Origin of the sequence: Nitrincola lacisaponensis, from assembly GCF_000691225.1 — a bacterium.
Taxonomy (GTDB): Bacteria; Pseudomonadota; Gammaproteobacteria; order Pseudomonadales; family Balneatricaceae; genus Nitrincola; species Nitrincola lacisaponensis.
This window is the reverse complement of the sequence record NZ_JMSZ01000042.1, coordinates 270,641-290,806: the sequence shown is the minus strand read 5'-3', so window position 1 is coordinate 290,806 and position 20,166 is coordinate 270,641. Positions and strand designations below refer to the sequence as shown.

The following is a 20,166-nucleotide window of genomic DNA, read 5'->3' as shown; positions in this document are numbered from 1 at the left end:
CAGATCCGCCATAATCCGGGCATCTTTCATCAACGACCGCTATTAACGGAAGCTTGTTGCCATGCCGGGATTACCTGAAGACCGACTCACTCATCTCAAACAGCTGGAAGCGGAGAGTATTCACATCATCCGCGAAGTCGCTGCGGAATTTGACAACCCGGTAATGCTTTACTCTATCGGTAAAGATTCGTCAGTCATGCTGCATCTGGCCCGTAAAGCCTTTTATCCAGGCACACCGCCCTTCCCGCTTCTGCATGTGGATACCACCTGGAAGTTCAGGGAAATGATTCAGTTCCGTGACAATATGGCCAAAGAAGCCGGTATGGATCTGATTGTGCATATCAACCCGGAGGGCGTTGCCATGGGCATCAGTCCTTTTGAGCATGGCTCCAAAAAGCACACGGACATCATGAAAACCCAGGGACTCAAGCAGGCGTTGAATCAATACAAGTTCGATGCGGCATTCGGTGGAGCCCGCCGCGATGAGGAAAAATCGCGCGCCAAAGAGCGTATTTTTTCCTTCCGCGACAAAAACCACCGCTGGGATCCAAAGAATCAGCGCCCAGAACTCTGGAACCTGTTCAATACCCGCGTCGATCCGGGTGAAAGTATTCGCGTCTTCCCGTTGTCGAACTGGACTGAGCTGGATATCTGGCAATACATCTATCTGGAAAACATCGACATCGTACCTCTGTACTACTCTGCTGTACGCCCAGTGGTTGACCGTGATGGCATGCTGATCATGGTCGATGATGAACGCATGCCTTTACGGCCGGAGGAAACCCCGGTGATGAAGTCAGTGCGCTTCCGTACCCTTGGCTGCTACCCCCTGACCGGTGCTATCGAATCCGAGGCAGACAGCCTTGAAGAGATTATTCAGGAAATGCTGCTGGCCACCACTTCCGAGCGCCAGGGGCGTGCTATCGATCACGATGGTGCCGGCTCCATGGAGCAAAAAAAGATGGAAGGGTATTTCTGAGTATCCGCTGAATAGTACAGCGCTCGAGAACACAGCGCTGCAACACGACAGAGCCAAGAGACTGAATACATGAGCCACCAGAGCGAACTGATTGCCAGCGATATCAAAACCTATTTGCACCAGCATGAAAACAAGGAGCTGTTACGCCTCCTGACCTGTGGCAGTGTGGACGATGGAAAATCCACCCTGATCGGTCGCCTGCTGCATGACTCCAAAATGATCTATGAAGATCAACTGGCTGCCATTACCCAGGACAGCAAGAAAGTCGGTACCACCGGTGAAACTGTGGATCTGGCACTGCTGGTCGACGGCCTGCAGGCTGAACGCGAACAGGGCATTACCATCGACGTTGCCTATCGCTACTTCTCTACCGCAAAACGCAAGTTCATCATTGCCGACACCCCGGGCCATGAGCAGTACACCCGCAACATGGCTACAGGTGCCTCTACCTGTGATCTGGCAATCATCCTGATCGATGCACGTCATGGTGTTCAAGTACAGACACGTCGCCACAGCTTTATCGTCTCCTTGCTGGGCATTCGCCATACACTTGTTGCAATCAACAAGATGGACTTGGTGGACTACAGCGAGGAACGCTTTAACCAGATCAAAGCCGACTATCTGGAATTTGCCAAATCCCTGAATCTTCCTGATATTCAGTTTGCACCCATCTCTGCCCTGCAGGGCGATAATGTCGTCAATCCATCTGCCAACATGCCCTGGTATCAGGGCCTGCCACTCATGTCGCAGCTGGAAGCGATTGAAATCTCGCGTGACCAGAACTTCGATGAATTGCGCTTCCCGGTACAGTATGTCAACCGTCCCAACCTGAATTTCCGCGGCTATTGTGGCACGCTGTCTTCCGGGGTGATTGAAGTTGGTGATGCCGTGACCGTGTTGCCATCCGGCAAACAAAGCCGGGTACGTTCAATTGTTACCTGGGAAGGCGAGTTACAGCGCGCCTTTGCTCCCATGGCCATTACCCTGACCCTGGAAGATGAGATAGACATTTCCCGTGGTGACCTGCTGGTACACAGCCGGGCGGTTCCTCAGACTCGCCTGACCTTCGCTGCACATCTGGTGTGGATGGATGAGCAACCGCTCAACCCGGCACGCGATTACGAGGTCAAGCTGGCCACCAGCCGCCAAACCGGTCGTGTCAGCCGCATTCACCACCGTATCGACGTCAATACGCTGCAGCAGTCACCCGCAGGCGTGCTGGAACTGAATGAGATTGCACAGGTCGACATCACCCTGGAGCGCCCGGTGGTAGCTGACGACTATACGCAACACAAAGGCACCGGTGCCTTCATTCTGGTTGACCGTCTGACCAACCGCACAGTGGCTGCCGGCATGATACAAAGCGGCGACTCAGCATCCGCAAGCCTGAACCTGACAGATCAATCGCAGCTCAACCAGACGCTGTGGCAACAACGTCTGAAACAGCAGGCGCGCTGCCTTCAAGTGATCGGTGGTAGCCAGACGGCACGTAAAACAGTTATTTACAGTCTGGAAAAAGCACTGTTTGAACGTGGTCTACAGGCCTGGGCGCTGGATCAATCATCCGCACCACCGCTGACGGCTGATTCAGCAGCAGCCTGGATTGACTGGTTACTGGCACAGGGAATTATTCTGCTAACCGATGTCGAGTACTCTCTGCCCTCGGCCCAGACACTGGACCTGGATCAGACGTCGCAGGATCTGGAATCCTTGACGCAACAGTTACTCAAACAACTGACGGAACCTAGCTGAATACCCAGACATAGATAATTGAAGCAAAACAGCTTTCCGCTCCTCAAATAGGTGTTCAGTTGCGCTGGATCAACAACACGCGACTGTACCCTGAGGGGCGGAATCCGTTAAACTATGCAGATCACCGAAATATTGCCTGCTTCACTCATTGCTTCAGGATTCACTGACCAAGCGCATGAATGAATTTCTGCTTATTCTGATCAGTACCGTGCTGGTCAACAACTTTGTATTGGTACAGTTTCTGGGACTGTGCCCCTTTATGGGTGTCTCCAACAAACTGGAAACGGCCATGGGGATGTCGCTGGCAACCACCTTTGTACTTACACTCGCATCCGTTTGCAGTTACCTGGTATACCGCTATCTGCTGCTGCCTTTTGATATCACCTGGCTAAGGACCATCTCTTTCATTCTGGTCATTGCCGTGGTGGTGCAATTCACTGAAATGGTGGTTCACAAAACCAGCCCGCTGCTGCACAAGTTACTGGGCATTTTTCTGCCCCTGATTACCACCAACTGTGCCGTACTGGGTGTCGCCCTGCTGAATATTCAGAAGCAGAACAACTTTATTGAATCCATCGCCTACGGTTTCGGTGCAGCAGCCGGCTTCTCCATGGCGCTGGTGCTGTTCTCGGCACTGCGTGAGCGCATCGCCGTAGCAGATGTTCCTGTCACCTTCAGAGGTGCTGCAATCGGGATGGTGACGGCAGGACTCATGTCCCTGGCCTTCATGGGATTCACCGGACTGGTCAGGGTCTGAGGGTGATATCGGCATGACAACGATTGTAACCGCCGTACTGATTCTGCTGTTATTGGCACTGGTATTCGGTCTGATTCTGGGCTTCGCTGCGGTGCGTTTTCGCGTTGAAGGTGACCCGATAGTCGAGCAGATCGACGCCCTGCTCCCCCAGACTCAGTGCGGTCAATGCGGATATCCCGGCTGTCGCCCCTATGCTGAAGCCATCTCCAATGGCGATGCCATTAACAAGTGCCCTCCCGGTGGTCAGAGCACCATTGAAGCCCTGGCGGATCTGCTGGACCGGGAAGTTGTGCCTCTGGATTCCGAGCACGGAGAAGAACAACCCAAAACCGTAGCCTATATTCGCGAAGACGAGTGCATTGGCTGTACCAAATGTATTCAGGCCTGCCCTGTTGATGCCATTCTCGGTGCGGCCAAACAGATGCATACCGTGATTGTCAGCGAATGTACCGGTTGTGATCTCTGTGTTGAACCCTGCCCGGTTGATTGTATCGATATGTTGCCGTTACCCGTGACTCCGACGAACTGGAAATGGCCTGCGCCGGTTTCCGATCCCAACCTGATCCTGACGGATCGTGGACGAGGACATCTGCTGCAGGGAGGTTCTCAATGACCCGCCTGTACAGCTTTCATGGTGGTGTACACCCACCGGAAAACAAGCGCCAGTCGCTGGGAGCACCGATCCGCCAGGCACCGCTGCCAGCACGGCTGATTTTGCCGTTGCAGCAGCATATCGGCAAACCCGCGACACCGCTGGTCGCCGTTGGCGATACAGTCCTGAAAGGACAAAAAATTGCGGAACCCAGTGGCCATGTCAGTGCAGCGATTCATGCACCCAGTTCAGGCAGCATCACCTACATCGGACTGCAACCGGTACCCCATGCTTCGGGTCTGGAGTCCCCCTGCATCGTTATCGAAACAGATGGTCAGGAGCAATGGATTGAGCGCCAGCCGCTGACCGACTATCAACAACTCGACAAACAGGCACTGATCCGTCATATCCGTAATGCCGGGATTGCAGGCCTGGGTGGTGCAGGCTTCCCTACCGATATCAAGCTGAATCTCGGACGGGATCATATCGTCAACACCCTGATCATTAATGCAGCCGAGTGCGAACCCTATATCACCGCCGATGATGCGCTGATGCGCGAGCGTCCCGACGAGATCCTGTCGGGTATCGAGATCATCGCACACCTGCTGCAACCCAGCCATATTCTGATCGGCATTGAAGACAACAAACCTAATGCAATCAAAGCACTGCGGGATGCTATCCGAGCCCGCAAGCTGCCGATTGATCTGGTCGTAGTACCAACCCGCTACCCTTCCGGTGGCGAAAAACAGCTGATTCAGCTGCTGACTGGTATCGAAGTTGCCAGTGGTTCTATTCCTGCCGATGTCGGGATTGTCTGCCAGAATGTGGGGACGGCTGCGGCTATTTACCGTGCAGTAATACTCGGCGAACCACTGATTTCGCGTATTGTGACACTGACAGGCTTTGCCTTGGGACACCGGCAAAACTATGAAGTGCTGATCGGTACGCCCTTCTCTGTCCTGCTGGAATCGGCTGAAGTAGACAGATCACGTATGTTCCGGCTGGTCATGGGCGGCCCCATGATGGGCATCTCCATCGAAGATGACCGTATTCCGGTGATCAAAACCACCAACTGTATCATCGCCGCTACACGTGAAGAGATGCCTCCCTCGCCACCGGCACAGCCCTGTATACGCTGCGGCATGTGTGAACAGGTCTGTCCGGCATCGCTGCTGCCACAACAATTGTTCTGGTTTGCCAAAGGGCGCGAGTTTGATAAGGCTCGTCACCACAACCTGTTTGACTGTATCGAGTGTGGTGCCTGCGCCTATGTCTGCCCGAGCAATATTCCACTGGTACAGCACTACCGCTTTGCCAAGTCTGAAATACGCAATGAAGAAGCAGAACAACTGAAGGCTGCACAGGCACGCGAGCGTTTCGAAGCACGGCAGGCACGTCTGGCACGCGAAGAGCAGGAAAAGGAACAGCGCCGTAAAGAGCGTGCTGAAGCAGCTGCGCGTGAACAGGCTCGTAAAAAAGCGGAAGCTGAACAGGCTGATGCAGGCGAGCAGGACCCGGAAGCGGAATTAAAAAAACTGAAAACGGCCGCCTCCATCGCCCGCACCAAGCTGAAAAAAGCCCGTGATGCGCTGAAGAATGCACAGGAAAAAGGACTGGACGGCACAGACAAGCTGGAAGCCACGGTACTTCAACTGGAACAAAGCGCCCAGGCAGCCGAACAGGCCTGGCAAAATGCGACAGGAGTACAGCACTGATGGCTCTGATACACCTCAGCTCGCCACATGTTTCCAAAGCCAATGCAACCGACCGTGTCATGCGACTGGTATTACTGGCGACCCTGCCTGCCCTGCTGGCACTGACCTTCTTTTTTGGCTGGGGAAGTCTGATTCAATTGTGTCTGGCAGCCACTTCCGCACTGCTGTTTGAAGCTGTCTGCCTGCGATTACGCAAGCGTCCGATACTGTTCTTTCTACGCGATGGCAGCGCACTGGTCACAGCGATATTGCTGGCACTGGCAATTCCCCCTTTTGCCCCCTGGTGGGTCGTGGTGATTGGCAGTTTTACCGCTATAGTGATTGCCAAACACCTGTATGGCGGACTGGGCAACAACCCCTTTAATCCGGCCATGGTGGCCTATGCACTACTGCTGATCTCCTTTCCGGTAGAAATGACCCAGTGGAATGCACCCTTCGTACTCATTGGTGACAGCTGGAAGGCATTAGCCAGTTTCCCTGAAAGTCTGATGATTATTTTCAGTGGTGTGAACCATCATTTGATTGATGCATATACCGGCGCCACCCCGCTTGAAGTCCTGAAACATCGTGGCGGCATGACCACGGAAGAGGTCTGGCGTAATGTACCGGTTCTCAGTGATGGGGTTTTTGCCTGGTACGGTATCAGTGCAGCCTGGCTGATGGGCGGGGTTTTTCTGATCTATCGCAAGGTGATCACCTGGCACGCACCCTTTGCCATGATTTCCATCCTGTTCCTGCTGTCCAGCCTGTTTTATGCAGGTGATCCGTCCAACTTTGCCGATCCCTTTGTACATATAGGGGTCGGTGCAACAATGATGTGTGCCTTTTTTATTGCCACTGACCCGGTGTCCTGTGCAACCAGCAATCGCGGCAAAATTGTGTTTGGGATCGGCGTCGGTGCACTGATTTACATCATTCGCACCTGGGGCAGTTTTCCGGATGCGGCCGCCTTCGCCATTTTGCTGATGAACCTGGCAGCGCCCTTTATCGATCACTATACCCAGCCGCGCAGCTACGGTCATCGGCGCGCCAATCGCGGTATTGGTGGAGGGCGATAAGATGCAGGAACTACTCAACAGCATTCGTCGCAATACGCTGGGCATTTCACTGTTTGCCGCCGTCACCGCCGGATTGATTGCCATCACTCAGGTGCTCACGCAGGATCGCATTGCGGCCAATCAGGAAGCACACCAGGCACGTATTCTGTATGAGATTCTGCCGCAGTCACTGGACCCCAACCTGCATCTGCAAACGCTTTCTCTGCCAGCACCGGAACTCGGCATGCATGAACCCATACGTGTGTTTCAGAGTATCGTCGATAATCAGGTACAGGCGGTGATTCTGCCAGTCACCGCACATGATGGTTACAGTGGTGATATTCACCTGCTGGTCGGTATCTGGCGAGATGGCCGTGTTGCGGGCGTCAGGGTGGTCAGCCATCGCGAAACACCCGGACTTGGTGATAAGATTGAAGTAGAAAAGTCGGACTGGATACACAGTTTCGACGACCTGCGCTGGTGGGGCGAGCAGGATCAGCGCTGGAATGTTCGCAAGGATGGTGGTGAGTTTGATCAATTTACCGGGGCAACCATTACCCCCAGAGCTGTCGTTCGTCGCGTGGCTGATACACTGGCCTATTTTGAACAGCGTAAAGCACAGTTGCTGACACCCGTCACCCGGACAGCAACGTCTGAAACAGAACGAGGTCATCCAAATGAATCCTGAACTCCGGAAAATCACGCTGGACGGCCTGTGGCACAATAACCCGGCACTGGTTCAACTGCTCGGGCTCTGCCCGCTACTGGCTGTGACTGGCAGCGTTGTCAACGCAATAGGTCTGGGCATTGCCACCACCGTGGTACTGGTGGGTTCCAACCTGACCGTCTCCCTGTTTCGTCATCAAGTGCCCGAAGCGGTGCGTTTACCAATTTTCGTGATGATCATCGCCGCCTTCGTCACCGCAATAGAGCTGCTGATGCAAGCACTGACCTATGAGCTGTTCCTAATTCTGGGGATTTTCATTCCATTGATCGTCACCAACTGTGCGATTATGGGACGCGCTGATGCCTTTGCGTCACGTAACCCGGTCCCGGCCGCAGTGGTTGATGGTCTGATGATGGGCATCGGCTTCAGTATTGTACTGATCCTGCTGGGTGCCATGCGTGAGGCCCTTGGAGCTGGCACACTGTTCAGTAACATGCATCTGCTGTTTGGAGAAACCGCGCGCAGCTGGCAAATCACCCTGGTTGAGAATTATCGCGGCTTTCTGTTTGCCGCTCTGCCGCCAGGCGCATTTGTCGGCATGGGTTTATTGATTGCTCTGAAAAATTTGATCGATGCTAAACTGAAACAACGTATAGAAAAATCAAAATCCACACAAACCGACCCGGTTGCCAGTAAGCGGGTCAGAATTACCGGATAACACAGGATATCATGAGCACAAACCTGCCAGGACTGACGCAACGCTTACTTCACTCCTTTTTTGTGTTACTTCTGATCGGGCTGTCGATCTCTGTGCAGGCCGATACAGGCCCTGCCAGCCAACCGGCGACATCGTCGCAGCTCCTGGCGGATTTGCTGGAAAATCCTGAAACCCGCGACCAGTTGATCCGCGAGCTGAGGGCACTGGCAACAGCCGAGGAAGGCGCAGCAGATAGCGAACAGCTGACGCTGGTACAGCAGGTGGCGGATACCACCCAAGCCTTTGCGCAACAACTCACCACGCAGATTCTGAATGCGCTGGACGCGATATCCACACTCGGTCAGACCGAGTGGCACCTGCTGGTCCCTCATGCGCTGAACTTTCTGTATGTCATTATTGCCACCCTGGCCAGTTATCTGGTGCTGCGCAAACTGGCGATACCACTGTTTCGCTACGCTAACAATCTGGTCAACACCCAACCAGGCGCTGGCCGACTACTGACACGCCTGGGAGTCGTACTGGGCGCATGGGTGGTGGATCTGCTCACCATTCTGCTGGCCTGGGTGGCCGGTTACAGCATTGCACTGTTCCTTATTGGTGAACTGGGCGAGATGGAGACAGTACAATCTCTGTTTCTGAACGCGTTTCTGGTCATCGAACTGTTCAAGGCGATGGTTCGTCTGTTTTTCTCGGCACGCTATGACCGCCTCAGACTTCTGCCTTTCTGTGCAGAAACAGCAGCCTACTGGAATGCCTGGCTGGCACGCATCAGCAGCTTTATCGGCTACGGTATGCTGTTACTGGTGCCTGTTGTCAATTTTTACCTGGCGCCGGCACTGGGACATCTGCTCAGTCTGATTATCATGCTGATCGCGTTTGCCTATGCCCTGGCCATCATTTTGCAAAACAAGAAACGTGTGGCACTGAACATCAGCGAGCAGGCTGAACAAGCCGATTTTGCCTTTACCACAGTACTGCTGAATATGCTGTCACGCAGCTGGCATTTGCTGGCAATTGCCTATTTCGCCGGGTTACTGCTGGTCACGGCAATCCGTCCCGAAGATGCACTGCCGGTGATGCTGCAGGCGAGTTTGCAAACACTGCTGGCGATCGTTGTCGGTCTGTTTATTTCAGCCTTGCTGACGCAGATGATTTCACGACAAATGCGCATTTCAGATGAACTGAAACAACGTTTCCCTGCACTGGAACAACGTCTGAACGAATTTATCCCTACCTCGCTGAAAGTGGTACGACTGGTCATCATGCTGGTCGTTTTTGCATTTGTACTGGATGCCTGGTCGCTGTTCAATGTCTCTGACTGGCTTAACTCGGAAGCAGGTACCCGTATTATTGGTTCAGCCCTCTCGGTTGCCATTATCCTGCTGGTGGCCAAGCTGCTCTGGATTGCATTTGCCAGCTGGGTAGAACACCAGCTGAATCCCACAACGGGCCGGGGGGCGGCCAGTGCACGCCAACGGACGCTGCTCAAGCTGCTGAGCAACGCAGTGATGATTACCCTGATCGTGTTCACCGTGATGATTACGCTGGCTGAGCTGGGTCTGAATATTGGCCCGCTCATCGCCGGTGCCGGTGTCGTCGGTCTGGCGATCGGCTTTGGCGCCCAGACACTGGTCAAGGATGTGATTACCGGGGTATTTATACAGCTGGAAAATGCCATTAATACCGGTGATGTAGTGACTGCCGACGGCATCACCGGCACCGCTGAAAACCTAACCATCCGCTCACTGGGGCTGCGTGATCGTTTTGGCACCTACCACCTGATCCCCTTTTCGTCGATTACCAGTGTTTCCAACTACATGCGCGGCTATGGCTACCATGTGGGTGAATATGGTGTCGCCTATCGCGAAGATACAGACGAAGTTATTGTTCATCTGCGCGCCGCATTTGATGAGCTGATGAGTGACCCTGAGGTACGTGACAACATTATGGATGATCTTGAAGTACAGGGTGTCACCGCCCTGGCCGACAACTCGGTCAATATCCGGGTACGTATCAAAACACTGCCTGGCGCTCAATGGTCAATCGGACGTGCCTACAACCGACTGGTTAAACGTCATCTGGATGCAGCTGGTATCGAGATTCCGTTCCCTCACCTGACACTCTATTTCGGTCAGAACAAAGATGGTTCAGCCCCTCCTGCTGCCCTCAATCTTGTCAGTACCCCTGCCTCGCGTCGTGCTGAAAAAGGGCTGAATACACAGCCCGATCAGGCACGTTCGAACCCGGAACCAGGAACCGATTTTGATGAGGTGTAGCGTTTAAAAATCAGACACAAGCTGTTATCCAGACGTTAGGTTAACCGGTTGCATAACAGCTTGTTTTTCTTTAACCTCGACAGGTTAAAAAATACCCATTCTCAATGGAGCCCTAGTCTGTGGCAGAACCGATTCCTGTTGTTATCTGTGATGATTCACAGCTAGCACGTAACCAGATGAGTCGAGCACTCAAACACTGGAATGTAAACATTACGTTTGCAGAGCATGGTCTGAAAGCATTGGAAGCGATTCGAGAGGGCAAAGGTCACTTACTGTTCCTCGACCTGACCATGCCAATTATGGATGGCTACGAAGTACTGGAACGCATCCGTCGAGATGACCTGCCCTGCCTGACAATTGTAGTCTCGGGTGATGTACAGCAAGCGGCGCAACAACGTGTCATGGCGCTGGGTGCGATCGACTTTATCGCCAAACCTATTGATGCCGTACGCCTGGGCGATTCTCTGCGCTCTTACGGGCTCATTGAAGAACTGGACCCTCAGCAGAGCGGCACAGGCAGCTCAACCGCCCCCGTTGTACAGCTGACAGACAAAGTCCAGGAAATTGCCAATATTGCCATGGGACGCACAGCCAGCCAATTGGCAGAGATGCTGCAAACCTTTATACGCCTGCCCGTACCACGCGTGGACCATCTGACCACATCCGATCTGGTCATGACACTGCGCAATGCCACAGGCCAACAACCCTCGACAACAGTCAGCCAGGGCTTTATCGGACCCGGTCTTGCGGGTGAAGCCCTGCTGATTTTTCAGGACTCATCCGTCGCAGACCTGGCCAGACTGCTGCATTATGATGGCCCTTTGAATGAAACGGCAGAGCGCGAGGTGCTGATGGATATCGCCAATGTCCTGACCGGCGCGTTTTTTACCAATTTCAGCAAGTTACTACAACTGTCTCTGAGCCGGACGACTCCGCGTATTCTGGGCCTGCACTCTGAGCCTCCCACCCTGCATAACAGTCCGGTTGCCAGTGAACAGTTGCTCTGCATTGAAATTGATTACCATATTGGTGACGATACCACCCATTGTGACCTGTTGATGCTCTTTACTGAAGACTCCTTGCCCGTGCTCACGTCTCAACTGGAGCGTTTGTCATGACCGAACTCAGCCATCAGAAAGCACTACATGACCTGCATGGTCAGCTCGGTTTGCTGGAAAATCTGGATGTCGGACTGGCGATTCTGGACAAGGAGTTCCGGGTGACCTTCTGGAACAGTTTTATGGCTAACCATTCCGGGATTAGCCAGGCACAGATACAGGGTCAGTCACTCTTCGGCCATTTCAAGGACCTGGATACGCAATGGTTCCGGCGCAAACTGAACAGCGTACTCGGTTTGCATAACCCGGCATTTATGACCTGGGAAGAACGCCCTTGGTTATTCCGCTTTAAAAGTTATCGTCCGATCACTGGCAACACACCCTGGATGTTTCAGAATATCACCCTGCTGCCACTGGCGGATGCCAAAGGGGAAGTTAATCAGATCGGTTTGATTCTCTATGATGTCACTGATGAAGCCGTCAGTCGTCAGGCACTGAAAAATGCCAACCTGGAACTGAGCCAACTCAGCCGCACCGATCACCTGACCGGCCTCCACAACCGCGGTTATTGGGAGCAGTGCCTGGAACAGGAGTATGAACGCTTTATCCGCACTCAGCAGCCCACGACTCTGGTGATGCTGGATATTGACCACTTCAAGCAGGTAAACGATACCTATGGTCACCTGGCCGGTGATGCTGTGCTCCGGTTTATATCCGATATCATTCGCCAGATGATTCGTTCAACCGATATTGCCGGGCGCTTCGGTGGTGAAGAGTTTGGCATACTCTTACCCAACACCCCCTCATCCAATGCTGAAATTCTGGCGGAACGTCTGCGTTACGCGATTGAAACCCGGCCAATACGCCATGAAGACGAGCAACTCCTAATCACGATCAGCCTGGGCATCGCCGCTGCCGACAGCGCCTATCTGGATTATAAAAGCTGGCTGGATCAGGCCGATCAGGCGCTATACCAGGCCAAGGAAAATGGCCGCAACCAATTCGTCACCTGTTAATGAACGTCTTATGAATGCTGAAAAACGTTACCAGATCTTTAGTCGATTGAGAGAGCACAATCCGGAACCCAAAACCGAACTCGAATACCAAAGCCCTTTCGAGCTGCTGATCGCCGTACTCCTCTCTGCCCAGGCCACCGATGTCAGTGTCAATAAAGCCACACGAAAGCTGTTTGCCGTCGCCAATACACCGGAGAAGATGCTGGCATTGGGCGTTGAAGGTGTTAAGCACTATATTCGTACGATTGGCTTGTTCAATACCAAAGCCGAGAACGTTATCAAAACCTGTGCACGCTTGCTTGACGAACATCAGGGTGAAATCCCCCAGACCCGTGAAGCGCTGGAGAAACTGCCCGGTGTCGGCCGTAAAACAGCCAACGTAGTGCTGAATACAGCCTTTCGGCAACCAGCCATGGCCGTAGACACACATATCTTCCGAGTTTCGAATCGTACCGGGATTGCCAAAGGCAAGAACGTGCTGGAAGTCGAACAGCGACTGATGCGTCTGGTACCGAAAGAATTTCTGCTTGATGCACACCACTGGCTTATTCTGCATGGACGTTATATTTGCACAGCACGAAAGCCTCGTTGCAATGCTTGCCTGATCGAGGATTTGTGCGAATTCAAGGAAAAAACTGACTAGTTATCCACCTGTTTTGTTATGCACAACATCTGTGGATAAAACTGTGATTAGTTTTTGGATCAATGACGCTGTTCAGCGTAATACGTGGCCTTCAGCAAATTGAAGCAAAAACAACCAGATGATATTTCACCTTATTTTTCAAATAGTTAAACATGTCAATACAGTTAACACATAAAAACTATTGAGTTAAGTCAATAAAATGTTGTCAAGTGTTTTGGATGTGCAAAAGTCGGAAAATGATGCTTGATTTTTGCACTGAAATAACGCAGATCAGCAGAAACCGCACATCGAAGAGGCATGTAACTACAGACAGGAGCTGACCTGATTGTTAATCAGGCAGCTCAATCTCGATATGGGATACAGGACGACAGCAGCAGGTGAGAATTTCATCATCCTTGAGATCGATCAAGGCATCCTGAACAGCTTCCACCTGCCCTTCCAGCAGGCGCACTTTACAGGTTCCACAGTAACCACCGCGACAGTTGTACGCGGCTGGAATCTGCTGAGCTTCCAGCGCATCCAGCAGAGAAAACTCATACTGGTAATAGAACGTATGATGGTTATTGACCTTGATTCTGGGAATACCGGACATAGTGCCTCTCAGAGATCAAAACCATCGAAGTCTTCGGTTTCAACATCGTTGTCTATCTGGCCTACCAGATAGGAACTGATTTCAGACTCCTGAGGTGCAACCTGCACGTTGTCACTGATCAGCCAGGCATTCATCCAGGGCAAGGGGTTCTGGCGTGGAGCGAACAACTCTTCCAGACCCAGCGCCTTCATGCGCACATTAGTAATATACTCAACATAATCGCCCAGAATGCGAGCATTCAGACCTATCATGGACCCCTGACTGAACAGATACACTGCCCAGTCTTTTTCCTGCTGTGCGGCTTCCTGGAAAATGCCAATGACATCCTGACGACACTCAACGGCGATATGCTTGAAGTCCGGATCATCCTTGCCAGATGCCAGTATATTCAGCATTTGCTGGGTACCGGTTAAATGCAGGGCCTCATCACGGGCGATCAGGCGAATGATTTTGGCATTCCCTTCCATAATCGCTCGCTCGGCAAAGGCAAATGAGCAGGCAAAACTGACATAGAAGCGGATCGCTTCCAGTACATTCACCGACACCAGGGTCAGATAGAGCTTTTTCTTCAGGTTATACAGCGTGGCATCCAGCTTTCGGCCATCCACCTCGCGCACACCCGGTCCATACAGCGAATACACTGTGACCAGTTCAATAAACTCATCATACAGACGTGTTACGGACTCGGCACGGCGTACAATTTCCGGATTGGTGACGATCTCATCAAACACCACAGAGGGTTCGGTGATGATGTTGCGAATGATATGCGTATAGGAACGGCTGTGAATCGTCTCGCTGAACGCCCAGGTTTCAAACCAGGTTTCCAGCTCCGGCAAGGACACGACCGGCAAAAATGCAATATTGGGTGAGCGCCCCTGAACTGAATCCAGCAAGGTCTGATACTTGAGGTTACTCAGGAAGATATGCTTCTCATGCTCCGGCATGTCCGCAAAATCCTTGCGGTCTTTAGTCAGATCAACCTCTTCCGGACGCCAAAAGAACGACAGCTGTTTTTCGATCAGTTTTTCGAAGAGTGGATACTTCTGCCGGTCATAGCGGGCAACATTGACGCTGCGTCCAAAAAACATGGGTTCGCGGGTTGCATCGTGATCACTGGTACTGAATGTTGAATAAGACATGTCGTTGCTCTTGTTTCCTTTGGTTCACCCTGGGTTGCTGTCAGTGCAGGCATCTGCAAGCGCGTTAGAGCTTGCAGGCACCGCCTTCACAACCCGAATCATCCTGCTGATCCGAAGCACCATCACGGGTGTTGTGATAATACAGGGTTTTCAGACCGTACTTGTAGGCTGTCAGCAAATCCTTCAGCAACTGCTTCATCGGTACTTTATCACCGGGGAAACGGGTTGGATCATAGTTGGTATTGGCAGAGATCGCCTGGTCGACAAATTTCTGCATAATACCCACCAGCTGCAAGTATCCTTCATTATTCGGAATATCCCACAGCAGTTCATACTGCTGACGCAGCGCCAGATATTCCGGCACGACCTGCTTCATGACACCATCTTTACTGGACTTGACCGATACAAAACCACGTGGCGGCTCAATACCGTTGGTGGAGTTGGTAATCTGTGATGAAGTCTCACAAGGCATCAACGCCGTCAGTGTTGAGTTGCGCAAGCCAAACTCACGGATATCCTCTCGCAGCGTTTCCCAGAAGTAATGCAGTGGCTCTTCACAGTAGCTATCGACATCCCGCTTGTAGGTGTCAATAGGCAACAAACCTTTGGCATAGGTAGTTTCATTAAACTTTGGACAGGCTCCCAACTCTTTAGCCAGCTGGTTCGAGGCCTTCAGCAGGAAGTACTGAATCGCTTCAAATGTCCGGTGTACCAGGCCATTGGCTGAGCCGTCTGAATAACGCACACCATTTTTAGCCAGATAATATGCCAGGTTGGTCACGCCGACACCCAGAGTACGGCGATTCTCTGTCGCCATCTGAGCGGCCGGAATCGGGTAATCCTGATAGTCCAGCAAACTGTCCAGCGCACGCACAATCAGATCAGCCAGTTCTTCCAGCTCATCCAGTGATTGCAGCGCTCCCAGATTGAAAGCAGACAGAGTACACAGTGCAATTTCACCGTTCGGATCATTTACATCATTCAATGGCTTGGTCGGCAGTGCAATCTCCAGACAGAGGTTGGACTGACGTACAGGCGCGACAGCCGGATCAAACGGACTGTGAGTATTACAGTGATCAACGTTCTGAATATAGATACGACCGGTAGAAGCTCGCTCTGCCGCCAGAATACCAAACAACTCAACGGCCTTGATGGTTTTCTTGCGGATATCCGGCTGCTGCTCATACATCAGATACAGGCGCTCAAACTCGTCCTGATCCGCAAAGAAAGCTTCATAAAGTCCTGGTACTTCATGCGGGCTGAACAGGGTAATCGTCTCACCCTTGATCAGGCGCTGGTACATCAGCTTGTTGATCTGCACGCCGTAATCGATATGGCGTACGCGGTTTTCTTCAACACCACGGTTATTCTTCAACACCAGCAGTGATTCCACTTCAAGGTGCCAGATCGGGTAGAACAGCGTCGCCGCACCGCCACGCACGCCACCCTGCGAACAGGATTTCACCGCTGTCTGGAAGTGCTTGTAGAATGGAATACAACCTGTATGGAAGGCTTCACCATTGCGGATCGGACTACCCAGTGCGCGGATACGGCCCGCATTGATGCCGATACCGGCACGCTGCGAAACATACTTGACGATCGCCGCTGCCGTCGCGTTGATTGAATCCAGGCTATCATCCGTCTCAATCAGTACGCAGGAGCTGAACTGACGTGTAGGTGTACGTACACCTGCCATGATCGGTGTCGGCAAGGACAACTTGAACAAGGACGTTGCGTCGTAGAAGCGTTTGACGTAGTCCAGACGCGTCTCTTTCGGGTAGCTGGAGAACAGGCAGGCAGATACCAGCATGTAGAGCAGCTGGGGTGACTCATAGACCTGGCCGGTGACGCGGTTCTGCACCAGATACTTGCCTTCCAGCTGCTTCACTGCAGCATAGCTGAAATTCATATCGCGGCTGTGATCGATACAGCGGTTCAGTTCGTCAAACTCAGCCTGGGTGTAGTCTTCCAGCAGGTGTGCATCGTAGCGTTTCTCAGCTACCATGCGACTGACATGGGAAAACAGGTCCGGCGCTTCAAAGCAACCGAATGCACGCTTGCGCAGATGGAAAATAGCCAGACGCGCAGCCAGATACTGATAATCCGGGGAATCTTCAGAGATCAGGTCTGCCGCTGATTTAATCAGTGTTTCGTGGATATCGGATGTTTTGATACCCTCGTAAAACTGCAGGTGAGCACTCAGCTCTACCTGTGAAACCGATACATTCTGCAACCCTTCTGCAGCCCAGATAATGACCCGGTGAATCTTCTCCAGATCGATGGGTTCCTGGCGTCCGTCTCGTTTGGTTACCATCAGATTTTTCTGCATAACACCGCTCTTCCGTATATCAAATGTTCATAGGGTCGCCAGAATGAAACAACTGGTCACTTTTTAGCCTGAAAACACAATATATAGTGTGCGTAACTCAAGTTGACACCAAATATAGTTATTTATAAAACAATTTCAACTCTTGATTTTAGTCCGTCAGAGGTGTAATCGGCCCTGATCACACCTCTGCAACAGCCTGAAAATGCGGCTTCCGAGGCGATTGAATCTGAATTTTTCCTGCACACAGCCGACGTGATTTTTTTTCATTGTAAGAGAAAGCTGGCTGCACTGTTTTGATCTTTGACATACTCATGCATTCATTCACGTCTGAACTGTCTCAGCGATGTTGGCGCATCAAGCCACGTAGAAATAATTAAAATTCACTAATTCAGTGCATTTTTCATCCAGAGTCGCACCAATAGCGCGCAGATTATACGAAAGTATTACATTGAAATTAAATGTTATTTTTCAGTTAATTACTCTAAATAAATAAGGATTTTCAGAATTTTTTGATTATCAGACATCAGGCATTCTCCCCAGAATAGTGCGTAAGCAGTATGATATGCGCCATTTTTTTGCCTTTTGGCTTACTTTCGAAGGAAGTGCTTATGCCTTACGTACACGACACACTGCTCCGGCTGCAAAAAAGCAGCCCTGCTCAAACAGAGTTTTACCAGGCGGCTGAGGAGGTTCTTGACTCAATCCGCCCACTTCTGGACAAGGACAAGCACTACCGCGAGCAGGGTATCATTGAACGTCTGGTTGAACCTGAACGACAGATTTTCTTCCGCGTAGTCTGGCACGATGATCAGGGACGTGTTCAGGTCAATAAAGGCTATCGTGTGCAATTCAATTCAGCACTGGGGCCCTACAAAGGGGGATTACGCTTCCACCACAGTGTGAATGCCGGGATTATCAAATTTCTGGGCTTTGAGCAGATCTTTAAGAATGCCCTCACTGGCCTGGCCATTGGTGGTGGCAAGGGCGGTTCAGACTTCAACCCGAAAGGTCGCTCCGATATGGAAGTAATGCGCTTCTGCCAGGCGTATATGACAGAACTCCACCGCCATATCGGTGCCACCATGGATGTTCCGGCGGGTGATATCGGTGTGGGCGCGCGTGAAATCGGCTACCTCTATGGACAGTACAAGCGTCTGACCGGCAGCTATGAAGGCGTACTCACCGGTAAAGGCTTAAACTGGGGCGGCTCACTGGCACGTAAGGAAGCTACAGGTTATGGTGCTGTCTACTTTGCCGAAAACATGCTGCAAGACCGTAACGATTCTCTGAAAAATAAAGTCTGCCTGGTTTCCGGGGCAGGTAACGTCGCGATTTACACCATCGAAAAACTCTATGAACTGGGCGCTCTGCCAGTCACCTGCTCTGATTCGCAAGGTACCCTGTACCATGAACAGGGTATCGATCTGGCGCTGCTGAAAGACATCAAAGAGCGCCGACGGGGTGCACTGACGGAATATCTGGACAGCCATCCGGATGCACGCTTTATCTCTGTGGATGAATACCCTGCTGACGGGCATGCTGTCTGGCGCTTCAAGGCGCAGGCCGCCTTCCCCAGCGCTACGCAGAATGAACTGACTGAAGCAGATGCCCAGGCCCTGCTGGCCAATGGCGTCACCTGTATCAGTGAAGGCGCCAATATGCCATCGACAGCAAAAGCCGTTGATCTGTTCCTGGAAGCAGGTATCTGCTACGGTCCCGGCAAGGCTGCCAATGCTGGAGGTGTCGCCACCAGCCAACTGGAGATGGCACAAAATGCCAGCATGACCCAGTGGAGCTTTGAAGAGGTCGACAACCGCCTGAAAGAGATCATGCGTGGTATTTATCAACGCAGCAGCGATACCGCCCGGGAATTCAACCAGCCGTCCAATCTGGTATTGGGTGCCAACATTGCCGGATTCCGTAAAGTCGCCGATGCAATGATCGACCAAGGTCTGGTTTAAATCCGTTCGGCTGATAGAATGCAATTTTTATCAGTCGCAATGGAGCTCGACAATGGACGAAAACCTCACCCAACTCGGCAATGATGTCGGCGGCTGGATAACCAACAACCAGGAGCTGATCATCAGTTATGCAGTGAACCTGACTGCAGCACTGCTGATCATTCTGGTTGGTTCAATGGTTATCCGCCTGGCTACCAATTCGCTCAATCGCCTGCTCAAGGCGCGTAAAGTCGATCCAACTATCGCTAACTTTGCTACCAGCCTGATCAAGTATGCCCTGCTGGCATTTGTCGTCATCGCGGCACTGGGACGTGTTGGCGTACAAACCGCTTCATTTGTTGCCATTGTCGGTGCCGCCGGTCTGGCCATTGGTCTGGCGTTGCAGGGATCGCTGTCCAACTTTGCTGCCGGTGTGCTGCTGATCGGCTTTCGCCCGTTCAAGGCCGGAGACTTTATTGAAGCCGCCGGTACTGCCGGGGTGGTTGAATCAGTACAGATCTTTACCACCGTACTGAAAACCGGCGATAACCGGATTATTGTAGTTCCTAACTCCAATATTCTGGGTGGCAATATCATCAACTACTCCAAGGAAGAACGTCGACGTATCGATCTGGTAATCGGCGTATCCTATGACGCTGATCTGCAAAAAACCAAACAGGTGCTGCAGCAGATTATCGAGCAGGATGAGCGCATTCTGACAGAACCAGGCTGCACGATTGCCGTCAACGAACTGGGTGCATCGTCGGTAGATTTTATTGTTCGCCCCTGGGTGAATACTGCAGATTTCTGGGCGGTACGCTGGGATCTTCTGGAAAAAATCAAGCAGGCACTGGATGCCAATGATATTGGTATTCCTTACCCGCAGATGGATGTACATCTGATTCGTGAAGAAAAGTCTGCCTGAGCAGGCCGAACAGGATAGCAGCGCCCGCCAG

General features: G+C 52.1%; 17 protein-coding genes. 14 read left to right on the top strand and 3 right to left on the bottom strand.

Translation table 11 applies throughout. From position 1 onward, the window contains the following. Positions 1-61 precede the first annotated feature (61 nt). From cysD to nth, 12 genes are all read left to right on the top strand, one after another. Positions 62-979 carry a sulfate adenylyltransferase subunit CysD gene (gene cysD, locus ADINL_RS15555; protein ID WP_036550102.1) on the top strand — a complete coding sequence of 306 codons (918 nt, stop codon included), beginning with the start codon at positions 62-64 and terminating at the stop codon, positions 977-979. Between the two features lie 69 nt (positions 980-1,048). Further along, a complete protein-coding gene (gene cysN, locus ADINL_RS15550) occupies positions 1,049-2,731 on the top strand; it encodes a sulfate adenylyltransferase subunit CysN (protein ID WP_036550100.1) in 1,683 nt (560 codons plus the stop codon). Positions 2,732-2,906: 175 nt separating this feature from the next. After that, the gene (rsxA, locus tag ADINL_RS15545) at positions 2,907-3,488 is read left to right on the top strand and encodes an electron transport complex subunit RsxA (protein ID WP_036550098.1); all 582 of its coding nucleotides are present in this window, start codon (positions 2,907-2,909) and stop codon (positions 3,486-3,488) included. A gap of 13 nt (positions 3,489-3,501) precedes the next feature. Further along, positions 3,502-4,101 (top strand): electron transport complex subunit RsxB, encoded by a 600-nt coding sequence (gene rsxB / locus ADINL_RS15540; protein WP_036550096.1) that lies wholly within the window; start codon positions 3,502-3,504, stop codon positions 4,099-4,101. Then, a complete protein-coding gene (gene rsxC, locus ADINL_RS15535; RefSeq protein WP_036550094.1) occupies positions 4,098-5,795 on the top strand; it encodes an electron transport complex subunit RsxC in 1,698 nt (565 codons plus the stop codon). The genes rsxB and rsxC overlap by 4 nt, the downstream gene beginning before the upstream one ends. Then, positions 5,795-6,853, top strand: a complete 1,059-nt coding sequence (gene rsxD / locus ADINL_RS15530) for an electron transport complex subunit RsxD (RefSeq protein ID WP_036550092.1) — start codon at positions 5,795-5,797, stop codon at positions 6,851-6,853. Before rsxC ends, rsxD begins: the two co-directional genes overlap by 1 nt. 1 nt (position 6,854) lies before the next feature. Beyond that, complete coding sequence (gene rsxG, locus ADINL_RS15525; protein ID WP_036550090.1) at positions 6,855-7,520, top strand: electron transport complex subunit RsxG; 666 nt, start codon at positions 6,855-6,857, stop codon at positions 7,518-7,520. Beyond that, positions 7,510-8,217 carry an electron transport complex subunit E gene (locus ADINL_RS15520; RefSeq protein ID WP_036550089.1) on the top strand — a complete coding sequence of 236 codons (708 nt, stop codon included), beginning with the start codon at positions 7,510-7,512 and terminating at the stop codon, positions 8,215-8,217. The genes rsxG and ADINL_RS15520 overlap by 11 nt, the downstream gene beginning before the upstream one ends. A gap of 11 nt (positions 8,218-8,228) precedes the next feature. After that, the gene (locus ADINL_RS15515) at positions 8,229-10,493 is read left to right on the top strand and encodes a mechanosensitive ion channel domain-containing protein (RefSeq protein ID WP_036550088.1); all 2,265 of its coding nucleotides are present in this window, start codon (positions 8,229-8,231) and stop codon (positions 10,491-10,493) included. 119 nt (positions 10,494-10,612) lie between these two features. Next, the gene (locus ADINL_RS15510; RefSeq protein WP_204368262.1) at positions 10,613-11,611 is read left to right on the top strand and encodes a response regulator; all 999 of its coding nucleotides are present in this window, start codon (positions 10,613-10,615) and stop codon (positions 11,609-11,611) included. Beyond that, positions 11,608-12,567, top strand: coding sequence for a sensor domain-containing diguanylate cyclase (locus ADINL_RS15505; protein ID WP_036550084.1), 960 nt, complete (start codon positions 11,608-11,610; stop codon positions 12,565-12,567). Before ADINL_RS15510 ends, ADINL_RS15505 begins: the two co-directional genes overlap by 4 nt. Before the next feature lie 10 nt (positions 12,568-12,577). Then, positions 12,578-13,210, top strand: a complete 633-nt coding sequence (nth, locus tag ADINL_RS15500; RefSeq protein ID WP_036550082.1) for an endonuclease III — start codon at positions 12,578-12,580, stop codon at positions 13,208-13,210. A 328-nt stretch (positions 13,211-13,538) separates the two neighbouring features. Here nth and yfaE read toward each other — a convergent pair whose 3' ends face one another. The 3 genes from yfaE to nrdA all read right to left on the bottom strand — a co-directional run bounded on the left by yfaE (position 13,539) and on the right by nrdA (position 17,270). Next, entirely contained in the window at positions 13,539-13,802 is a 264-nt protein-coding gene (gene yfaE, locus ADINL_RS15495; protein ID WP_036550079.1) for a class I ribonucleotide reductase maintenance protein YfaE, read from the bottom strand. Between the two features lie 8 nt (positions 13,803-13,810). Next, positions 13,811-14,941, bottom strand: a complete 1,131-nt coding sequence (nrdB, locus tag ADINL_RS15490; protein WP_036550077.1) for a class Ia ribonucleoside-diphosphate reductase subunit beta — start codon at positions 14,939-14,941, stop codon at positions 13,811-13,813. A 64-nt stretch (positions 14,942-15,005) separates the two neighbouring features. After that, positions 15,006-17,270 carry a class 1a ribonucleoside-diphosphate reductase subunit alpha gene (nrdA, locus tag ADINL_RS15485; protein WP_036550074.1) on the bottom strand — a complete coding sequence of 755 codons (2,265 nt, stop codon included), beginning with the start codon at positions 17,268-17,270 and terminating at the stop codon, positions 15,006-15,008. 608 nt (positions 17,271-17,878) lie between these two features. Between nrdA and gdhA the strand changes: the two genes are divergently transcribed. Beyond that, positions 17,879-19,231, top strand: coding sequence for an NADP-specific glutamate dehydrogenase (gene gdhA, locus ADINL_RS15480; RefSeq protein ID WP_036550072.1), 1,353 nt, complete (start codon positions 17,879-17,881; stop codon positions 19,229-19,231). Positions 19,232-19,283: 52 nt separating this feature from the next. Beyond that, positions 19,284-20,135, top strand: coding sequence for a small-conductance mechanosensitive channel MscS (mscS, locus tag ADINL_RS15475; protein WP_036550070.1), 852 nt, complete (start codon positions 19,284-19,286; stop codon positions 20,133-20,135). Positions 20,136-20,166: the final 31 nt, after the last annotated feature.

Excerpts from the sequence above, each read along its gene's own strand:
- cysD (WP_036550102.1), top strand. The coding sequence starts at position 62 with ATGCCGGGATTACCTGAAGACCGACTCACTCATCTCAAACAGCTGGAA.
- cysN (WP_036550100.1), top strand. The coding sequence starts at position 1,049 with ATGAGCCACCAGAGCGAACTGATTGCCAGCGATATCAAAACCTATTTG.
- rsxA (WP_036550098.1), top strand. The coding sequence starts at position 2,907 with ATGAATGAATTTCTGCTTATTCTGATCAGTACCGTGCTGGTCAACAAC.
- rsxB (WP_036550096.1), top strand. The coding sequence starts at position 3,502 with ATGACAACGATTGTAACCGCCGTACTGATTCTGCTGTTATTGGCACTG.
- rsxC (WP_036550094.1), top strand. The coding sequence starts at position 4,098 with ATGACCCGCCTGTACAGCTTTCATGGTGGTGTACACCCACCGGAAAAC.
- rsxD (WP_036550092.1), top strand. The coding sequence starts at position 5,795 with ATGGCTCTGATACACCTCAGCTCGCCACATGTTTCCAAAGCCAATGCA.
- rsxG (WP_036550090.1), top strand. The coding sequence starts at position 6,855 with ATGCAGGAACTACTCAACAGCATTCGTCGCAATACGCTGGGCATTTCA.
- ADINL_RS15520 (WP_036550089.1), top strand. The coding sequence starts at position 7,510 with ATGAATCCTGAACTCCGGAAAATCACGCTGGACGGCCTGTGGCACAAT.
- ADINL_RS15515 (WP_036550088.1), top strand. The coding sequence starts at position 8,229 with ATGAGCACAAACCTGCCAGGACTGACGCAACGCTTACTTCACTCCTTT.
- ADINL_RS15505 (WP_036550084.1), top strand. The coding sequence starts at position 11,608 with ATGACCGAACTCAGCCATCAGAAAGCACTACATGACCTGCATGGTCAG.
- nth (WP_036550082.1), top strand. The coding sequence starts at position 12,578 with ATGAATGCTGAAAAACGTTACCAGATCTTTAGTCGATTGAGAGAGCAC.
- yfaE (WP_036550079.1), bottom strand. The coding sequence starts at position 13,802 with ATGTCCGGTATTCCCAGAATCAAGGTCAATAACCATCATACGTTCTAT.
- nrdB (WP_036550077.1), bottom strand. The coding sequence starts at position 14,941 with ATGTCTTATTCAACATTCAGTACCAGTGATCACGATGCAACCCGCGAA.
- nrdA (WP_036550074.1), bottom strand. The coding sequence starts at position 17,270 with ATGCAGAAAAATCTGATGGTAACCAAACGAGACGGACGCCAGGAACCC.
- gdhA (WP_036550072.1), top strand. The coding sequence starts at position 17,879 with ATGCCTTACGTACACGACACACTGCTCCGGCTGCAAAAAAGCAGCCCT.
- mscS (WP_036550070.1), top strand. The coding sequence starts at position 19,284 with ATGGACGAAAACCTCACCCAACTCGGCAATGATGTCGGCGGCTGGATA.